The organism is Pseudomonas triclosanedens (assembly GCF_026686735.1).
GTDB classification, from domain to species: Bacteria; Pseudomonadota; Gammaproteobacteria; order Pseudomonadales; family Pseudomonadaceae; genus Pseudomonas; species Pseudomonas triclosanedens.
Genome location: NZ_CP113432.1, coordinates 3,252,475 through 3,269,279 on the forward strand (window position 1 = coordinate 3,252,475; position 16,805 = coordinate 3,269,279).

The 16,805-nt window shown below is 66.0% G+C and carries 8 protein-coding genes; 3 read left to right on the forward strand and 5 right to left on the reverse strand.

Annotated elements, in window-relative coordinates; genetic code table 11:
* Window positions 1–277: 277 nt before the first annotated feature.
* Genes OU419_RS14980 through OU419_RS14995 form a run of 4 tightly spaced genes read right to left on the reverse strand, consistent with a single transcriptional unit; the run spans window position 278 to window position 12,966 of the window.
* Window positions 278–8,881, reverse strand: a complete 8,604-nt coding sequence (locus OU419_RS14980) for a calcium-binding protein (protein WP_268171615.1) — start codon at window positions 8,879–8,881, stop codon at window positions 278–280.
* A 28-nt stretch (window positions 8,882–8,909) separates the two neighbouring features.
* Entirely contained in the window at window positions 8,910–9,380 is a 471-nt protein-coding gene (locus OU419_RS14985) for an ankyrin repeat domain-containing protein (RefSeq protein ID WP_254476555.1), read from the reverse strand.
* Window positions 9,381–9,402: 22 nt separating this feature from the next.
* Entirely contained in the window at window positions 9,403–10,818 is a 1,416-nt protein-coding gene (locus tag OU419_RS14990) for an HlyD family type I secretion periplasmic adaptor subunit (protein WP_254476556.1), read from the reverse strand.
* A gap of 3 nt (window positions 10,819–10,821) precedes the next feature.
* Window positions 10,822–12,966, reverse strand: coding sequence for a type I secretion system permease/ATPase (locus OU419_RS14995; protein ID WP_254476557.1), 2,145 nt, complete (start codon window positions 12,964–12,966; stop codon window positions 10,822–10,824).
* Window positions 12,967–12,976: 10 nt separating this feature from the next.
* On the opposite strand from OU419_RS14995, the gene OU419_RS15000 reads away from it, so the two are divergent.
* The 3 genes from OU419_RS15000 (at window position 12,977) to OU419_RS15010 (ending at window position 15,565) form a co-directional block, all read left to right on the forward strand.
* Window positions 12,977–13,276: a hypothetical protein gene (locus OU419_RS15000; RefSeq protein WP_254476558.1), complete on the forward strand. Its 300-nt coding sequence runs from the start codon at window positions 12,977–12,979 to the stop codon at window positions 13,274–13,276.
* Window positions 13,273–14,853, forward strand: a complete 1,581-nt coding sequence (locus OU419_RS15005) for a bifunctional 3-(3-hydroxy-phenyl)propionate/3-hydroxycinnamic acid hydroxylase (RefSeq protein ID WP_254476559.1) — start codon at window positions 13,273–13,275, stop codon at window positions 14,851–14,853. The genes OU419_RS15000 and OU419_RS15005 overlap by 4 nt, the downstream gene beginning before the upstream one ends.
* 64 nt (window positions 14,854–14,917) lie before the next feature.
* Entirely contained in the window at window positions 14,918–15,565 is a 648-nt protein-coding gene (locus tag OU419_RS15010) for a TetR/AcrR family transcriptional regulator (RefSeq protein WP_254476560.1), read from the forward strand.
* 3 nt (window positions 15,566–15,568) lie between these two features.
* Here OU419_RS15010 and OU419_RS15015 read toward each other — a convergent pair whose 3' ends face one another.
* Window positions 15,569–16,801: an NADH:flavin oxidoreductase/NADH oxidase family protein gene (locus OU419_RS15015; RefSeq protein WP_254476561.1), complete on the reverse strand. Its 1,233-nt coding sequence runs from the start codon at window positions 16,799–16,801 to the stop codon at window positions 15,569–15,571.
* Window positions 16,802–16,805: the final 4 nt, after the last annotated feature.

Below are 16,805 nucleotides of genomic sequence, written 5' to 3' on the forward strand. Positions count from 1 at the left end.
ACGCCGACGGCCTTGACCGCGCGTCGGCAGCCAGGCCCGGTTCCAGCGCCGCATCGCAACTGAGGATGGAGTCGCCGGCCACGAAGTTCAGGGCCGAAACTGGCCAGTTGCGGTAGCGTTTTCCCAAGCGGGCGACCTGCCTTTCCACGGTCCGCAGCCCGCCGGGGGCAGCGCCACGCACCGGATACCGGATGCAACCCGGGCCGCCGTCGCCAGGCGACATGCACACCGGAAAGAAAGAACCCGCCTTGCGGCGGGTTCTGTCAGTGGCACTCGATCAGGATTGCCAGTTCGCGGCGATCACCACATTGAGCTGGTCGCGCTGCGCCTGGGTCAGGTTGATCTCCCCTCCGGCCGGTGCGCCGAAGGCCGCCATCGCGTTCACCAGGTTGTCGACCGCGTTGGCATACAGCGTCGAACCGCCAGCCTGGATCGCATCGACCTTCTGCGCCGGGTCGCGGTACCAGTCCTGGATGGTCACGCGATCTTCCGATCCCCTGACGTCCAGCACCAGATTGTCCCCATCGCGCGACAGCCAGAGGTTGTCGCGACCGATGCCTTCGAAGGCGAGCACATCATTGTCCGCCGGTGTGTTGGACAGGTTGTTGATGACGTCCTGGCCGTCGCCGGCAGCGAACCGATAGGTGTCCGAACCATCCCCGCCCAGCAGATAGTCGTTGCCCTTGTTGCCGCGCAACTGGTCGTTGCCGGCGCCGCCGTCGATCAGGTCGGCATCGGACGAACCGAGGATGATCTGGTCGCCAGCCTGCCCCGCTGTCACCGTGCCGAAAGCACGCTCATCGGGCACGTTGCGGTACACCGGCGAGCCTTTCGGGTCCGGGTTGGCCAGGCCGAAGGCGCCGAATATCTGGTCCGCGCTCAACGAGCCGCCACTGGCGAACACGATGTTGTCGACGACGTTGTCGCCACCCAGGAACCAGTTCTTCAGCGTCACCTTGTCCGTGCCGCCGCTGACGTTGAGCACCAGGTCGTTGCCGCTCTTCATCAGCCCGCTGCCGACCTGATTGAAGGTGATGCCCTCGAAGCGCAGGGTATCGACGCCACCGCCGGTGTTGTCGATGACATCCTGGCCGCTGCCGGCGGCAAAGATGTACACGTCGTCACCGCGACCGCCGACGAGGGTGTCGTTGCCGACGCCGCCGTTGAGGGTGTCGTCGCCATTGCCGCCTTCGAGGCGATCCGCACCGGCATCGCCGAACAGCACGTCGTTGCCGTTGAAGCCCTGGAGCAGGTCGCGCTGGGCGCCACCGTTGAGTGCCGCGTCGTTGCCGGCCGAGCCCTGGAGCGTATTGTCGTAGCTCGCCGCCGGCGCGGACGGAACCGGCAGGCCGAAGGCGCCGAATATCTGCGCCGCCGTGAGCTGGCCACCGGTCTCGAAGGTGATGGTCTCGACCAGGTTCTCGCCGCCCAGGAAGTAGTTCTTCAGCGTCACCTGGTTGGTGGTGCTGCCGTTCACCTTGAGGATCAGGTCGTTGCCGGACTTGGTGAGCCCGGAACCGACCTGGTTGAAGGTGATGCCATTGCCGAAGCGCAGCGTGTCGTTACCGTTGCCCTGCTCCTCGATGACGTCCTGGCCGGCGGTATAGATGTACAGGTCATTGCCCTCGCCGCCCACCAGCCGGTCGTTGCCGGCGCCACCGTTGAGCGTGTCGTTGCCGGCGCCGCCGAGCAGTACGTCATGCCCTGCGGTGCCGGTCAGCACATCGTCGCCACCCACACCGGGCACCGGCGGAGTGCCCGGATCGGTCGGGTCGGTAGGATCGGTCGGGTCCGTCGGATCGGTCGGGTCGGTCGGCCCTCCCGATCCGTCCGGCAGAGCCGTCAGCATCCCGGCGATCTGCGCGGTGGTCAGGTAACTGCCGCCGTCGGGCTGCACGTAGTCGATGGCATTGTCGCCGCCGAGGAAGTGCTTGCTCACCCGCACCTGCTGCGCCAGGTCCTTGTCGACCAGGATCACCAGATCGTCGCCTTCGCGGTGGAAGCTCAGGCGGCTGCGATCGATCCCTTCGAGGAAGAACACCCCGTCGAACCCGCCACCGGCGTTGTCGATCACATCCAGGCCACCCTGGGCGCGGTAGTAGTACTTGTCGTCACCCGCGCCGCCGGCCAACTGGTCGTTGCCATCCTCGCCGTCCAGCACGTCATTGCCGGCGCCGCCGATGATCACATCGTTGCCCGAACCGGTGGCCATGCCGTTGCCGCCGGACAGGTAGTCGTTGCCATCGCCACCCTCGACCTGGTCGTCGCCGCCCATGCCGAACAGGGTGTCGTTGCCCGCACCGCCACGGATCAGGTCGCGGCTGTCGTAACCGGAGAGCTGCTCGCCGGCGGACGTGCCGTCGATCACCGCGCTATAGCCACCGGGCACGCCGTTGGCTGCCGCGATGTGGGCGATGCGCGCCGCCTGGATCATGAAGCCGCCGTTGGGCTGGACATAGGCGATAGCCTTGTCGCCGCCAGCGAAGTGCCCCAGGACGCGAACACCCTGGGCCGGATCGGCATCGACCTCGATCAGCAGGTCGTCGCCGTCACGGCGGAAGCTCAGGCGGTCTGCGCCGATGCCCTCGCCGAAGAACACTCCATCGTTGCCGCCGCCACTGTTGTCGATGACATCGAAGCCATCGCCTTCGTTGTAGACATACTTGTCGTTGCCGGTGCCGCCCGCGAGCCAGTCGCTGCCGGCGCCGCCGTCGAGCTGGTCGTCACCGCTGCCACCGAAGACAGTGTCGTCGCCCGCCTCGCCTTCGAGGTAGTCGTTGCCGCCCTCGCCATGCAGCGTGTCGTTGCCGGCGCGGCCCCAGGCCTTGTCGTCACCGTCGCCCAGGCGCATCAGATCGTCCTGCGCACGGTAGCCCAGGAAGCTGTCAGCCCCCACGGTTCCCCAGTGGATCACCCGGCTTTCCACCTCGGCCTGCGACAGCTCGCTGCCGTCGGCGAAGACGAAGCGGTCCAGCTTGAAGTGATCCGTCGGTTCCCTGAACCAGTTCTGCACGGTGATCGAATCGGTGCCATTGGCGTGCTCGATGATCATGTCCAGGCCACGGCGGTTGAAGGTCAGGTCGCCGGCCGAGATGCCTTCGCCGAACTCCAGCACATCCGCGGTCGCGGCGACGTTGCTGTAAGCCTCGTCCGGGCGCCGCTCGATCAGCAGGTCACGCCCGTCGCCGAGGGCGAAGCGGTAGGTGTCTTCGCCGAAGGAACCGTACAGCGTGTCGTTGCCGGTACCGCCCTGGAGGATGTTGCTGCCCTGGTCCCACGGGCTGTTGTAGGCGATCAGGATGTCGTCGCCGGCGCCGCCGGAAAGCAGGTCGAACGCTTCGCCGGTCAACTGGTCGTTGCCGTCGCCGCCATGCAGCTCGCCGGAACCGACGAGGATATCGTCACCGGCACCACCGTCGAGCACGCCGGAGCCGACCAGGTTATCGTCGCCCTCCTCGCCATACAGGCGATCGTCGCCGCCACCCCCATTAAGGGTGTCGTTGCCGGCACCGCCGTGCAGCGTGTCGTTGCCCCAGTCGCCGTTGAGCAGGTCGTCGCCGGCCTCGCCGAACAGCAGGTCGTCACCGTCGCCGCCGTTGAGGGTATCGGCGCCGTCCTGGCCGTGGATCTGGTCGTTGCCGTCCTGGCCGTGAACGATGTCGTCGGCACCGCCGGCGTGGATCAGGTCACTATCGGCGTGCCCGAAGATCTCGTCGGCAGCCTCGGTACCGGCAAGCGCCATCTGCTTGATCTGCGCGTGATCCCAGCGCGTTCCGTCGGCGAAGGTGATGGCCTCCACCGCCGTCGAACCCGGCACTCCGGCCTGGTCGGAGAACTGGCCGCGAATGCGCAGTTGGTCACCGGTGGCCGCGCGGGTGATCACCAGGTCCAGGCCATCGCGACGCAGCAGCAGCTCGCTCGCCAGCGCATCGCCGAAGTTCAGGGTATCCGCCCCGGCACTGTCTTCGATCACATCGCTGCCACTGCCGCCGGCGAAGGTATAGGTATCGTCGCCGTCGCCGCCCTGGAGCAGATCGCTGCCGACACCGCCATCGACGATGTCGTTGCCGACGCCACCCAGCAGCGTGTCGTCGCCCGAACCGCCGTGTATCTGGTCGTCGCCCGCACCGGCATCGATGAAGTCGTTGCCATCCAGCCCGTGCACCATGTCATTGGCCGTATAGGCATGGATGACATCCGCCAGCGCCGTGCCCTTGAGGGTCAGCAGGTACAGCTCTGCCGCTCCCAGGAGGGCCGACGGATTGCTGCCCAGGTGCAGGTCGATGGTCGTGCGCGGCGTTTCACCCTGGTAGAAGCCCTCCAGCGTCAGTTGGTCGCCGGCATTGCCGATGAAACTGATCTGCAGGTCGTTGCCGACCTTCCTGAAGACCACGTTCGCGTCGGTCGCATCCGGCAGCTTGAGCGTCAGGCCGGAGGTGTACTCGTCGTTGATCCTGTCCCGGCCATCGCCGGCGCGGAAGACATAGGTGTTGGCACCAGCGCCGCCGCTGAGCAGGTCAGTGCCGGTACCGCCTGCCAGCACGTCGTTGCCATCGCCGCCCCAGAGCCGGTCGTCGCCTTCGTTGCCGGACAGGATGTCGTTGCCGGCTTCGCCATACAGCCCGTCATTGCCCTGGCCGCCATCGATGGTGTCATTGCCCGCGGCACCGTAGACGGTGTCGTCACCACCCTGGGCCGAGATCACGTCGTCACTGGCGTAGCCGCGCAGGTGATCGTTCGCGGCGGTGCCGGTGATGGCCAGCGCCTTGACCTGCTCGATATTCCAGGCGGTACCGTCGGCGAAGCGGACCTCGTCGAGCCGGTAGTCGCTCTGGCCATCGGCCTGGAAGAAGTTGAGCACGGTGATGCGATCGCCGGTACCGGCCAGCGACAGCACCAGGTTGTCGCCGTTGCGGGTGACGGCGATGTCTGCCGGTACGATACCGTCGGCGAAGACGATGGCGTCCAGCCCTGTCGTATCGGTGTCGTAGTTGTCCAGCGTGTCCTGGCCCCAGCCGCGAGCGAACCGATAGCGGTCGGAACCAGCGCCACCGACCAGGTTGTCGTTACCCTCGCCGCCCTCAAGAATATCGTCGCCGGCCTCGCCCATCAGCCGGTCGTCGCCGGCACCGCCGTTGAGCGAATCGTCTCCGCTATCGCCGTAGAGCTGGTCGTTGCCTTCGTTGCCGCTCAACGAATCGTTGCCTGCCTCGCCATAGACCCAATCGTCGCCGGCACCAGCGGCAATGCTGTCGGCGGTAGCGTAGCCGCGCAGGTTGTCGTTGCCCGCGGTGCCCTGGATGGCCAGGGTCTTGACCGTTTCCACGGTCCAGACAGTGCCATCGGCAAAGCGCACTTCGTCCAGCCGCGAATGGCTGGCGCCATCCTGGTTGAAATAGCCGCGAACGGTGATGCGGTCGGTTGAGCCCGCGAGCGTGAGGATCAGGTCCGAGTAGTTGCGGGTGACCAGGATGTCGCCGCTGGCGATGCCGCTGCCGAAGGCGATGGCATCGACCCTGGCCTCGGACGAGTCGTAGTTGTCGATGATGTCCTGGCCCCAGCCGCGCTCGAAGCGGTAGACATCGGAGCCTGCGCCACCGGTCAGCGTGTCGTTGCCCGTGCCGCCAGTCAGCACATCGTCGCCAGCGCCGCCATCGAGGGTGTCGTTGCCTTCGCCACCGTCCAGGCTGTCGTTGCCGCCGCGCGCCTCGATGCGGTCATTGCCGGCGCCAGCGGAAATGCTGTCGGCGCTGGCATAGCCGGTCAGTACGTCGTTGCCGTCGGTGCCGAGGATCGCCAGCGCCTTGACCTGCTCGATGTTCCATTGCGCGCCGTCGGCGAAGCGGATTTCCTCGAGCCGGTAGGCGCTGGCGCCGTCATTCTCGAAGTAGTTCCGCAGCGTGATCCGGTCTGTCGTGCCCTTGAGGCTCAGCACCAGGTCGGAGCCATTGCGGGTAATGGCGATATCGGCCTGGGCGATACCCTGGCCGAACACGATGGCGTCGGTCCTGGCCGTGCCGGTATCGTAGTTGTCGATGATGTCCTGGCCCCAGCCGCGCTCGAAGCGGTAGACATCGGAGCCTGCGCCGCCGGTCAGCGTGTCGTTGCCCGTGCCGCCGGTCAGCACATCGTCGCCAGCGCCGCCATCGAGGGTGTCGTTGCCTTCGCCACCGTCCAGGCTGTCGTTGCCGCCACGCGCCTCGATGCGGTCATTGCCGGCGCCAGCGGAAATGCTGTCGGCGCTGGCATAGCCGGTCAGCACATCATTGCCGTCGGTGCCGAGGATCGCCAGCGCCTTGACCTGCTCGACGGTCCACTGCGAGCCGTCGGCGAAGCGGATTTCCTCGAGCTTGTAGGCGCTGGCACCGTCGCTCTCGAAGTAGTTCCGCAGTGTGATCCGGTCTGTCGTGCCCTTGAGGCTCAGCACCAGGTCGGAGCCATTGCGGGTGATGGCGATATCAGCCTGGGCGATGCCCTGGCCGAACACGATGGCGTCGGTCTTGGCCGTGCCGGTATCGTAGTTGTCGATGATGTCCTGGCCCCAGCCGCGCTCGAAGCGATAGACATCGGAGCCGGCACCACCGGTGACCTGGTCGTCGCCGGCGTCACCGGACAATATGTCGTCGCCAGCACCTCCATGGATCAGGTCGTTCCCGCCCAGCCCGGACAGCGTGTCCGAGACCGCATAGCCGTAGAGCCGGTCGGCGTTCTCGGAAGGTACCTGCACCAGCGCCTTGACGGCGGCGACGTCGAGGATGGTGCCGTCCTTTTCCAGGCCGATGTAGTCGAGCGCGTAGCCGCCCGCGCCATCGTTCTGGAAATAGGACTGGACGGTCAGCGTCCGCCCGGTCTCCTTCACCCTGATGATCAGATCGTCGTTGAAGCGGGTGATGGACAGCTCTGACAGCGCGTAGTCATCGATGATCAGCTTGTCGATGTTGCCGGTCTGGTTGTCCCAGTTGTTGATGATGGTATTGCCGTTGCCGGCGGCGAACATGTAGAAGTCGTTGCCGGCGCCGCCCGACAGCATGCTCGCGCCATCGCCGGCGAACAGCGTGTCGTCGCCGTCATCGCCGTAGAGAGAGTTCGCCCCGCTGCCGGCGATGAGTACGTCGTTACCGGCACCGCCGTGGAGATTGTCGCGTCCTTCGCCGCCGAACAGGTTGTCGTCGCCGGCCTCGCCGTACAGCGTGTTGTTACCCTGATTGCCCAGCAGGAAGTCGTTGCCCTCGCCGCCATACAGGGTGTCGTTGCCTTCGTTGCCGTGGATCAGGTCGTTCCCCGCGCCCCCCCTGATGACATCGTTGCCGGTATAGCCACGCAGGATGTCCGCGCCGCTGGTGCCGACAATGGTGTCGTCACCGGCCCGGATCACCTGGTACAGCGTGTGCCGGTCGGCGGAACTGAGGTAGTTCGAGCTGCTCTCCAGGGCCGCGAGGAACTGGCTGCGTACGGACGGATCGTACGGGTTCAGGCCCGCAGCGATGTCGATGGCATCCTTGAGATCGGCAGTGGCCGTCGCGTCGCCCTGGCTGATACGCAAGGCGTACTTGGAGGCCAGGTAAGTGAAGTCGAAGGTCCGGGTGGTGCCCTGGACGGTGGAGGAAACCAGCGCAAAGTCGCCGCGCGCCGAGCCGGATGTCATCAACTGCGAGTAGATGGACTGTTCCAGCTGCTGGTAGACCGTGCGCAAGCTCTGCGCATACAGGCCGGTGGGGTTCTCCTGCAGGGCCGCGAAGCCCCAGAAGGACTCCAGCACGCCAAGCTGGCGGGCGTCGATATCCGAGCCACGGCTGCCGGGCGGCGTGTTGCTCTGGCCGGTCCACAGGAACAGGATCTGGCCGATGAGTGCCTTGCGGCCTGCGGCGCTGGTTTCCTGGGTGAAGGCAGTGACCAGGCTCTTCAGTTGCCCGGACGCATCCAGCGACATCGCCTGGTGCAGCGAATAGGTGTTGCCGTAGCCCGCGGCATTGGGCAGGGCCAGGATATCGGCGGGCAGCGGAATACCTTCGCCGGTGTGGATTTCAATGGGAATGGTGTCGGTGCGGTCGGAGTTGAACCAGAGCGTATTGGCCAGCCCCTTGGACTGATCCGCGTAGGTCACCTCGCCGAACTCACGGTGCTCCACGCCATTGGCATCGCGCCGGGGCGTTACCTGGTACTGAGTGGAAATCGACTCGATCCCGAGCGAGGTCAGCGTGTGCAGTTCCGCTTCGGTGGAAACACCGTCGCTGTTGCCATCGATCCAGACTCGCAGGTTGGAAAACGCCTCGTCGGCGGCGGAAAGCATGCCGTCCTTGTTCTGGTCGAGGTCGGCGATGGCCTCGAAGCCGTTGGAGGCGAACTTGCCGTTGGCCAGCAGCGTCTCGGTGCCGAACAGCTCGGCACCGCCGTCGATGCGTCCGTTGGCGTTGCGATCGAGCACCAGCAGGCCATCGCTGGAGGCGACCCAACTGGTGCTCTCGGCGAAGCCACTGTTGTCGAGGTCGAAGTGGACGCCGTGGTCCTTGTGCAGGGTCGAGATAGTGCCGTCGCGATTGATGTCGATGGACAGCGGGTCGCGGGGAGGTTCCGGTGGCGCCGGCGGCGGAGGCGGTGGCGGCGTGTCGTTGTCCGGCGGGGTTTCGGGAGTGGGCAGCGAGTCGGGATTGCCCATCATCTCGCGCTCCATCCGCTCGATATCGTCGTGGGTACCCAGCCTGCGCACATCCCTGACGGCCTTTTCCGAGAACTCGTCGGGGAGCAGCCGGCCCGCCGGCAGTACATCCAGCAGATCGTCGATCACCTCGGCGGCATTGCCGGGGTTCTCATAGGAATATGGCTCGCTACCGCCTTCCATCGCTTCTTTTGCAGCATCCGCCGCACGTTTGATCGTACCCATCGCAGCCTCCATTCCGGCAATGCAACGTTCAGTTCGAGTTGAGTACTTCCAGCACTTCCTTGCGCCGCTCGCTGGGGCTTACCTTGTTCAATGCCTGGGCGAGTTCGACGCTGTTCTTCCCATTGGCCCAGGGGCGCGATCCGGAGATCCGCTCGGAGGGGTCCGCACCGGCTTTGAGCAGGTAGCGCAACAGATCCGGTTCAGCCGTCAGTACCGAAACGTTCAGCGGCGACATCCCCGCGCTATCGGGTTGCGCAATGGAGCAACCGTGGGCGAGGAATACCGATATCAGTTTCAGGACTTCCTGCTTGTCGGAGCTGGGAAGGTCGTAGGCCGATGCGGTCAGCGCAACGGCGGGTTCCTCTCGTCCTTCGTGGACGATGACGCACTCTCCCTTTTCCGCAGCCGCCCGGATGCCGGAAAGCTCATCGGCGCGGGCAAGGGTCAGGTCGAGCAGCAGCACGGGAAGGCAGGCCAGTGCGAGGCGGGTCTTTTTCATGGGTTCATCCATAGTTGGTGGTTCAGCGCTCTGCCAGACCTTCATCCAGGTGGCGCTGCAAGGGGCTCAGGAAGTAGTCGATGACCTTGCGCCGGTCGGTCTTGACCTCGGCGCGCACGGCCATGCCGGGCGACAGGAGCACGCTCCGCTCGTCGATCCGGATAAGGTTTTCCTTGAGCTGTATCCGCGTGCTGTAGACCAGCCCCAGACGCTCATCCTCGATGGCGTCACTCGATACGCTCTGCACGACGCCGTGCATGACGCCGTACTTGGTGAAATTGAATGTCTCGACCTTCACCTCGACTTCCTGGCCGGCACGCACGAAGCCGATGTCCTTGTTCTCCAGCATCGCTTCCACCTCCACCGGCTGGTCGCGCGGGACGATGGCCATCAGCGGCTGGGCTTCGGTCACCACGCCACCGGGCGTATGAATCGCCAGTTGCTGTACCGTGCCATCCACGGGTGCGACCAGCCGCGTCAGCCGGTCGCGCTGCTGTGCCTTGAGCAATTCCTGGGTCAGTCCCGCCAGGCGCTGGTCAGCCTCGTGCTGCAGGTCGAGCATGGAACGCCGGGCCTGGGCGAACACGCCCTCCTTGCGCTCCTCCGCCTCACGGCGGGATGCCTGCAGCTCCAGCAGCCGCGCCTTCTGCACGGCCAGTTCACGCTCCTGGTCCAGCAGTGCCTGCTCCTTTTCCAGCGAGGCATGCTTGGCCACGAAGTTCCGCTCCAGCAGGCGCCGGTAGTCTTCGGCCAGTTGCCTGGCAATGGGCAGGGACTTCTGCAGCGAGGCGATGCTGGACTGCGCCGCCTCGATCTCGGCGCTGCGCTGCTCGATGCCTGCCTGCATTTGTGCCACGTTGGAACGCAGCTCCAGGTACTGGCCCTGCACCCAGGTCTGCGCCGAATCGATGCGCTTGGCGTCCACGCCATCGAGCAGCGCAGCGACCCGGCCGGGTTCGCGCCCGCTCTCGATGGCGGTGAGCAGCGCACTGGCACGCGCACTGTCGATACGGGCCGCCAGCAGGTCGCTCCTGAGGCGCTCGACATCCGCGCCGGTGATCTGCGAGTCCAGCTCGACCAGCAGTTCCCCAGCCTTGACCTGCTGACCGTCGTAGACATGGATCGCCTTCACCACGGCGACCTCGCTCGGCTGGATCACCTTGGTCTTGCCGCTGGGAACGATCTTTCCGTTGGCGGTGGCGACCACATCTATCTCACCGATGCATGCCCACAGCAGGGCCAGCGCGCAGAACACCAGGATCGCCCACTGGATGTAGCGTGGCGCCGGGTGCGGCGGCTTCTCCTGAAGCGCCAGGGCGGCAGGCAGGAACTGCACCTCATGGGTCAGCCGCGGCGGGCTGTCCATCTGTTTTCGCTGGCTCCACGACTGGCGCCAGGCGCTGCGGTAGCGGCGCAGCAATTCACGTTTGGCTCCCATGCCCTACCCCTGCTGAAGACGATGCAGACGGGAGTAATGGCCCGCCTGGTGGGACAACAGTTCGGCATGCGAGCCCTGCTCGACTATCTGCCCGCGATCCATGACCACGATCCGGTCGGCCTCGCGCACCGCGCTCAGGCGATGCGCGATGATGATCACCGTGCGCCCCCGGCAGATGGCCTTCATGTTCTGCTGGATGACCCGTTCCGACTCGTAGTCCAGCGCGCTGGTGGCTTCGTCGAAGATCAGTACGCGCGGGTCGCCGATCAGCGCGCGGGCAATGGCGATGCGTTGCCGTTGCCCGCCGGACAGCGAGGCGCCGTGCTCGCCGACCACGGTGTCATAGCCTTCGGGAAGTTCGAGGATGAACTCGTGCGCACCGGCCAGCCTGGCCGCCTGGATCACCGCCTCGATCGGCGCGCCGGGATCGGCCAGGGCGATGTTCTCGCGGATGGAACGGGCGAACAGCATGTTGTCCTGCAATACCACGCCGATCTGCCGACGCAGCGACGCCACGTTGGCCAGGGCCAGGTCGGTGCCGTCCACCAGCACGCGGCCGCGCTCGGGCGTGTACAGCCGCTGCAGCAGGCGAGTCAGGGTGCTCTTGCCCGACCCGGACCGGCCGACGATGCCGATCACCTCGCCGGGCGCGGCCACCAGGCTGACGCCGCGCAGCACTTCCGAACCATCCGGGCGGTAGCGGAAATGCACCTGGTCGAATTCAATCCGTCCCTTGATCGGCGGCAAGTCGCTGCGCCCCGCCTCGTTCTGCTCGGTGCGGGTATTGAGGATGTCACCCAGGCGCTGCACCGATACGCCGGTCTGCTGGAAGCTGGTCCACAGTTGCGCCAGGCGCATGATCGGCTGCGATACCCGCCCGGCAAGCATATTGAAGGCGATCAACTGGCCTACGCTCAGGTCGCCGTCGATGACCAGCCGTGCACCGAGCCAGAGCGTCGCCACCGTCACCAGCTTGCCGACCAGGCCCACCGCCTCGTTGGCGATGTTGGACAGGTTCTGCGTCTTGAAGCTGGCGGCCACGTAGCCGGCGAGCTGGTTGTCCCACTTGCGGTTGATCTGCGGCTCCACCGCCATCGATTTCAGAGTGTCGATGCCATTGACCGTCTCCACCAGAAACGCCTGGTTCTCCGCGCCACGACTGAAACTCTCGTCGAGCCGCGCTCGCAGGATCGGCGTGATGACCAGGGAAATGATGAAGTACAGCGGCAACGACAGCACCACCACCAGGGTCAGCCAGCCGCTGTAGAAGAACATCACCGCGATGAACACCACCGAGAACAGCACATCGAGCACCAGCGTGATGGCGTTGCCGGTAAGGAAGCTGCGGATGTTCTCCAGCTCGCGCACGCGCGCCACCGAGTCGCCGACGCGGCGCGCCTGGAAGTACGCCAGGGGCAATGTCACCAGGTGGCGGAACAACCGTGAGCCGAGCTCGACGTCGATACGGCTGGCGGTGTGGGAGAACACGTAGCTGCGCAGCCCCGACAGCAGGGTTTCGAACAGCATGATGCCGAGCAGGCCGATGGCCACGACATCCAGCGTGGTGAGGCCGCGATGCACCAGCACCTTGTCCATCACCACCTGGAAGAACAGCGGCGTGAGCAGAGCGAAGATCTGCAGCACGAAAGAAACCAGCAACACTTCCCCGAGCAGCTTGCGGTATTTGACGATGGCCGGGATGAACCAGGTGAAGTCGAAACGCCCCAGCTCGCGGGCAGCCGCCGCCTGCGACTGAACCAGGATCGCCTCGCCGCTCCAGCGTGCGGCCAGTTGCTCCAGGCCAAGCACTTCGGGGCGATTGACGCGCGGATCGTGGATCAACACCTTGCCGTCGTCGTGGCGGGCAATGATGAAGAACCCTCCGGCGGTATCGGCGGCGATGACCGGCAACGGCAGGTGCGGCAGGCGCCTGGGCGCGCTGCGCACGGAGCGCGCCTTCAACCCCAGGGCACGCGCGGCAAGCAGGATCTGCGGCGACTCGAATGGAGCGCCATCGGGGCTGTGGTCATGGGCCAGTTGCTCTGGCGACGCCGCGATGTTGTGGAACCTGGCGAGCATGCACAGGGCGACTAGCCCGGAGTCCGGTGACGAGTTTCCGGGCTCCTCGGGAGGTACGTCTGCTGACATCGTTTCGTCCTTGAAAATCAGCGATCTGCTGGGTGACCCGGCGCATCCCTGCTGGCGCAGTGCGGGCGTACGACAGCTAAATCTGGCGGCGAAATTCCGTCAAACGGCGCAAAAATGGATTCGTGATGCGCTTCTCAGCCCGGCCCTCCTCGCCTGTAACGAGTCATTTCACGACCGTTTCCGGGCGTGCGAAATCACCCGGATAAATGAATCAATCACCAATATTGAGTATTTCGTCATTTTTGCTAGATTTCACCTACCCTGGCACAACGGTGCACGGGGCACTCCACTGGACCGGGATTCCAAATGAATAACAACAATGATCTCCCCCCCGAATCGGTCGATGTCCTGGTGGTCGGCAACGGCCCCGTGGGCGCGACGCTTGCCGCCTTGCTCGGACGCTATGGCGTGGACACCCTGGTGGTCGACAAGGCCCACGATGTGTTGCCGCTGCCACGCGCGATCGCCCTGGACAACGAAGCCCTGCGCATCCTCCAGCTCGCCGGGCTGGAAGAAGACGCCTTCGACACCGTGGTGATTCCCCACGTGAAGATGCACTGCCCCATCGTCGGCCAGTTCGGCCAGGCCAATACCAGCGGCCGCATCGACGGCCATCACAAGCTGGTGACCTTCTATCAGCCGGACCTGGAGCAAGCCATGCGCCAGCAGGCTCGGCGCTTCGACAACCTGCGCAGCCTGGGCGGGCTGGAACTGCAGGAGTTCACCCAGGATGCATCCGGTGTGACCGCGCTGCTGCGCGACGAAGCGGGCCGCCAGCACCGCGTGCGCTGCGACTACCTGGTGGGCGCGGACGGCGCCAGTTCCCGCGTGCGCGGGTTGATCGGCCAGGAGTTCAATGGCCAGAGCTACGCCGAAGACTGGCTCATCGTCGATGCCGGGTCGCGCCAGGGCAAGGCCATCGACCACGTGGAATTCCTTTGCGACCACCGCCGCCCAACGCCGCACATGCCCGCGCCGGGCGGGCGCGAGCGCTGGGAGTTCATGCTCAGGCCCGGCGAGACCCGCGACCAGATGGAAGACCAGGAGCGGATCCGCGCCCTGCTCGCCCCCTGGATCGAACCCCAGCAGTTACGGATCGAGCGCAAGGCGGTCTACCGCTTCCATGCCCGCTGCTGCGAGAGCTTCCAGCAAGGCCGGGTCTTCCTGGTGGGCGATGCCGCGCACATCACCCCGCCCTTCGTCGGCCAGGGCCTGGTGGCCGGCCTGCGAGATGTCGCCAACCTGGCCTGGAAGCTCTCCTGGGTACTCCAGGGACGTGCCTCGCCAGGGATACTCGACAGCTACGACCAGGAGCGCCAACCCCACGCACGGGAGATGATCGACCTGGCCAAGCTGATGGGGCGCCTGGTGATGCCGAGCAACGCCGTTGCTGCGGCGCTGATCCACGGGTTCATGAAGACCCTGCGCATCATTCCGGCGGCCCGGCGGCATTTCGAGGAGTTGGACATCAAGCCGAAGAACCGTTATCGCCGAGGGCTGTTCGTTCGCGGTTCGCGACGTTTGCGCGCCGTCAGCGGCGGGCTGTTTCCCCAGGCCTGGGTACGCAGCGGCGGGCGCATCTGCCTGAGCGATCAACTGCTGGGGGACCGCCTGCAACTGGTCGGCCTGGGCACAGACCCCCGGCGCTGGCTCGACCCACAGCAGCAAGCCAGGTGGCTGGAGCTGGGCGGCGGCTTCCTGCAGATCGGCCACGGCCGTGGCGACGGCGTCCAGGACTTCGCCGAAAGCCTCGACGGCACCCTGCTCGCGTCCTGGCCGCAGCCGACGCTGGCGGTGGTACGGCCAGACCGCATCATCATGCACCAGGGCGCACCCGAGCAGGCCGGCGAGATGCTGCGCCACTGCCAGGCATTGCTCCAGGCATGAGCGAGTACCGGTCGGCCCCAGGCTTCCCGTATCATCGACGCAGCCCCGCAGACAGACACGCGCCATGACCGACCGCCATACACGCGACGACAGCACCGCACCGCTCACCCGCGGCCACAAGAAACGCGCACGCACCCGCCAGGGCCTGCTCGACGCGGCCCTGCGCGTCTTCGCCCGGCAGGATGTCGCGGCGACCGCGCTGCAAGACCTCGCCGTGGAGGCCGAGGTCTCCACCGGCACCATCTACAACTATTTCCGCACTCGCGAGGAACTGGCCGAGGCCGTGGGCATCGAGCTTGCCGGGGAGTTCTCGGAGACCATCTCGGAGCTCAGCAGGCACATCGACAGCGGCTCGAAACGGCTCGCCATCGGTGTCCGCATGTTCGTCCTGCGCGCCCAGTCGGACCCGCAATGGGCCAGCGCGCTGCTGCGAGTGATCCACTTCGACCAGGCGATGCACTCCACGCTGGCCAGCCATGTGCGCGACGACCTGCGCGGTGGCCTGGCCGAAGGCGTCTTCCACTATGCGAACGAAGACATCGCCCTGGACCTGGTGATTTCCTGCGCGACCGGCGCCATCCGCGCCACGCTGGAAGGCCGCACTCACGACGAGCAGGACATCCTGCTCGCCGAGATGGTCCTGCGGGCGCTCGGCGCCACCCCGGCCAGGGCACGGAAGATCGCCGCCCTGCCCCTGCCGCAGGACGGCTGAGTCTCAGCGAGCCTGTTCCACCCAGCGCCGGTAGCGACGCGATTGCTTGCGCAGCTTCAACTGGTTGCCGATCAAAGCCAGCAACGGAGAAGTGCGCGGGTTGGTCGGGCGGCCCTGGCTGAGGAGCGCGAGTTGCTTCTTCACCACCGACTGGGTCGCCACGGCGGCGAATGCCTTGTTCTTCCAGGCCACCACGATCGGCTCGACGCCAGCGCCCTCTCCGGCCTGCCAGCGGCGCGGCAACGCCGGGTCGACCGCCAGCGCCGTGGCCATCCCGACCATCGCTACCCGGCCCTTGAGCACACGCTCGGCAACCTCGCGCCGGCGAATGCCCCCGGTGACCATCAGTGGCATCCGCGCGGTGGCCGCAATGCGCTCGGCGAATTCCAGGAAATACGCCTCCCGCGCCAGGGTGCGGCCATCGCGAGTCTGCCCCTGCATGGCCGGGCTTTCATAGCTGCCACCGGAAATCTCGACCAGGTCGACCCCGCGCCCGTTGAGCATGCGGATCACCGCCTCGGCATCCTGCGCCTCGAAGCCGCCACGCTGGAAGTCGGCGGAATTGAGCTTGACCGCCACGCAGAACTCCGCAGCCACCCGCTCGCGGATTGCCTCCACCGTACGCAGCAGGATGCGCGCGCGGTTCTCCAGGCTGCCGCCCCAGTCATCCTCGCGCCGGTTGCTCAGCGGCGAGAGGAACTGGCTGAACAGGTAGCCATGCGCGGCATGTACCTGAACGCCGCTGAAACCGGCGCGCTCGGCCAGCAACGCAGCGTCGAGATAGCGCTGGATCAACGCGTCGATCTCGCTGCCCGACAGTGCGCGCGGCTGGGCGAACACATTCTTCAGGCCGGGAATGTCCACGGCGATGGCCGAAGGCCCGAGCGCCTGCTGGCCCAGGTCGGCCATCAGTTGGCGACCCGGGTGGTTGATCTGCATCCACGCCTGCGCACCATGACTACGGCACGCCTCGGCCCAGCGGCTGAAACGCTGCAGCAGGCGATCATCTTCCAGTATTACCCCGGCCGGACCGGTGAGCGCACGGCGGTCGACCATGACGTTGCCGGTGATGATCAAACCCGCGCCACCTTCCGCCCAGCGGCGGTACAGGCGCAACAAACGGTCGCCGGGCGCGTGGTCGGCGTCGGCCAGGTTCTCTTCCATCGCGGCCTTGGCGATGCGGTTGCGGATCACCTGCCCGTTGGGCAGGCGCAGCGGCTCGAACAATGTACTCATGGGT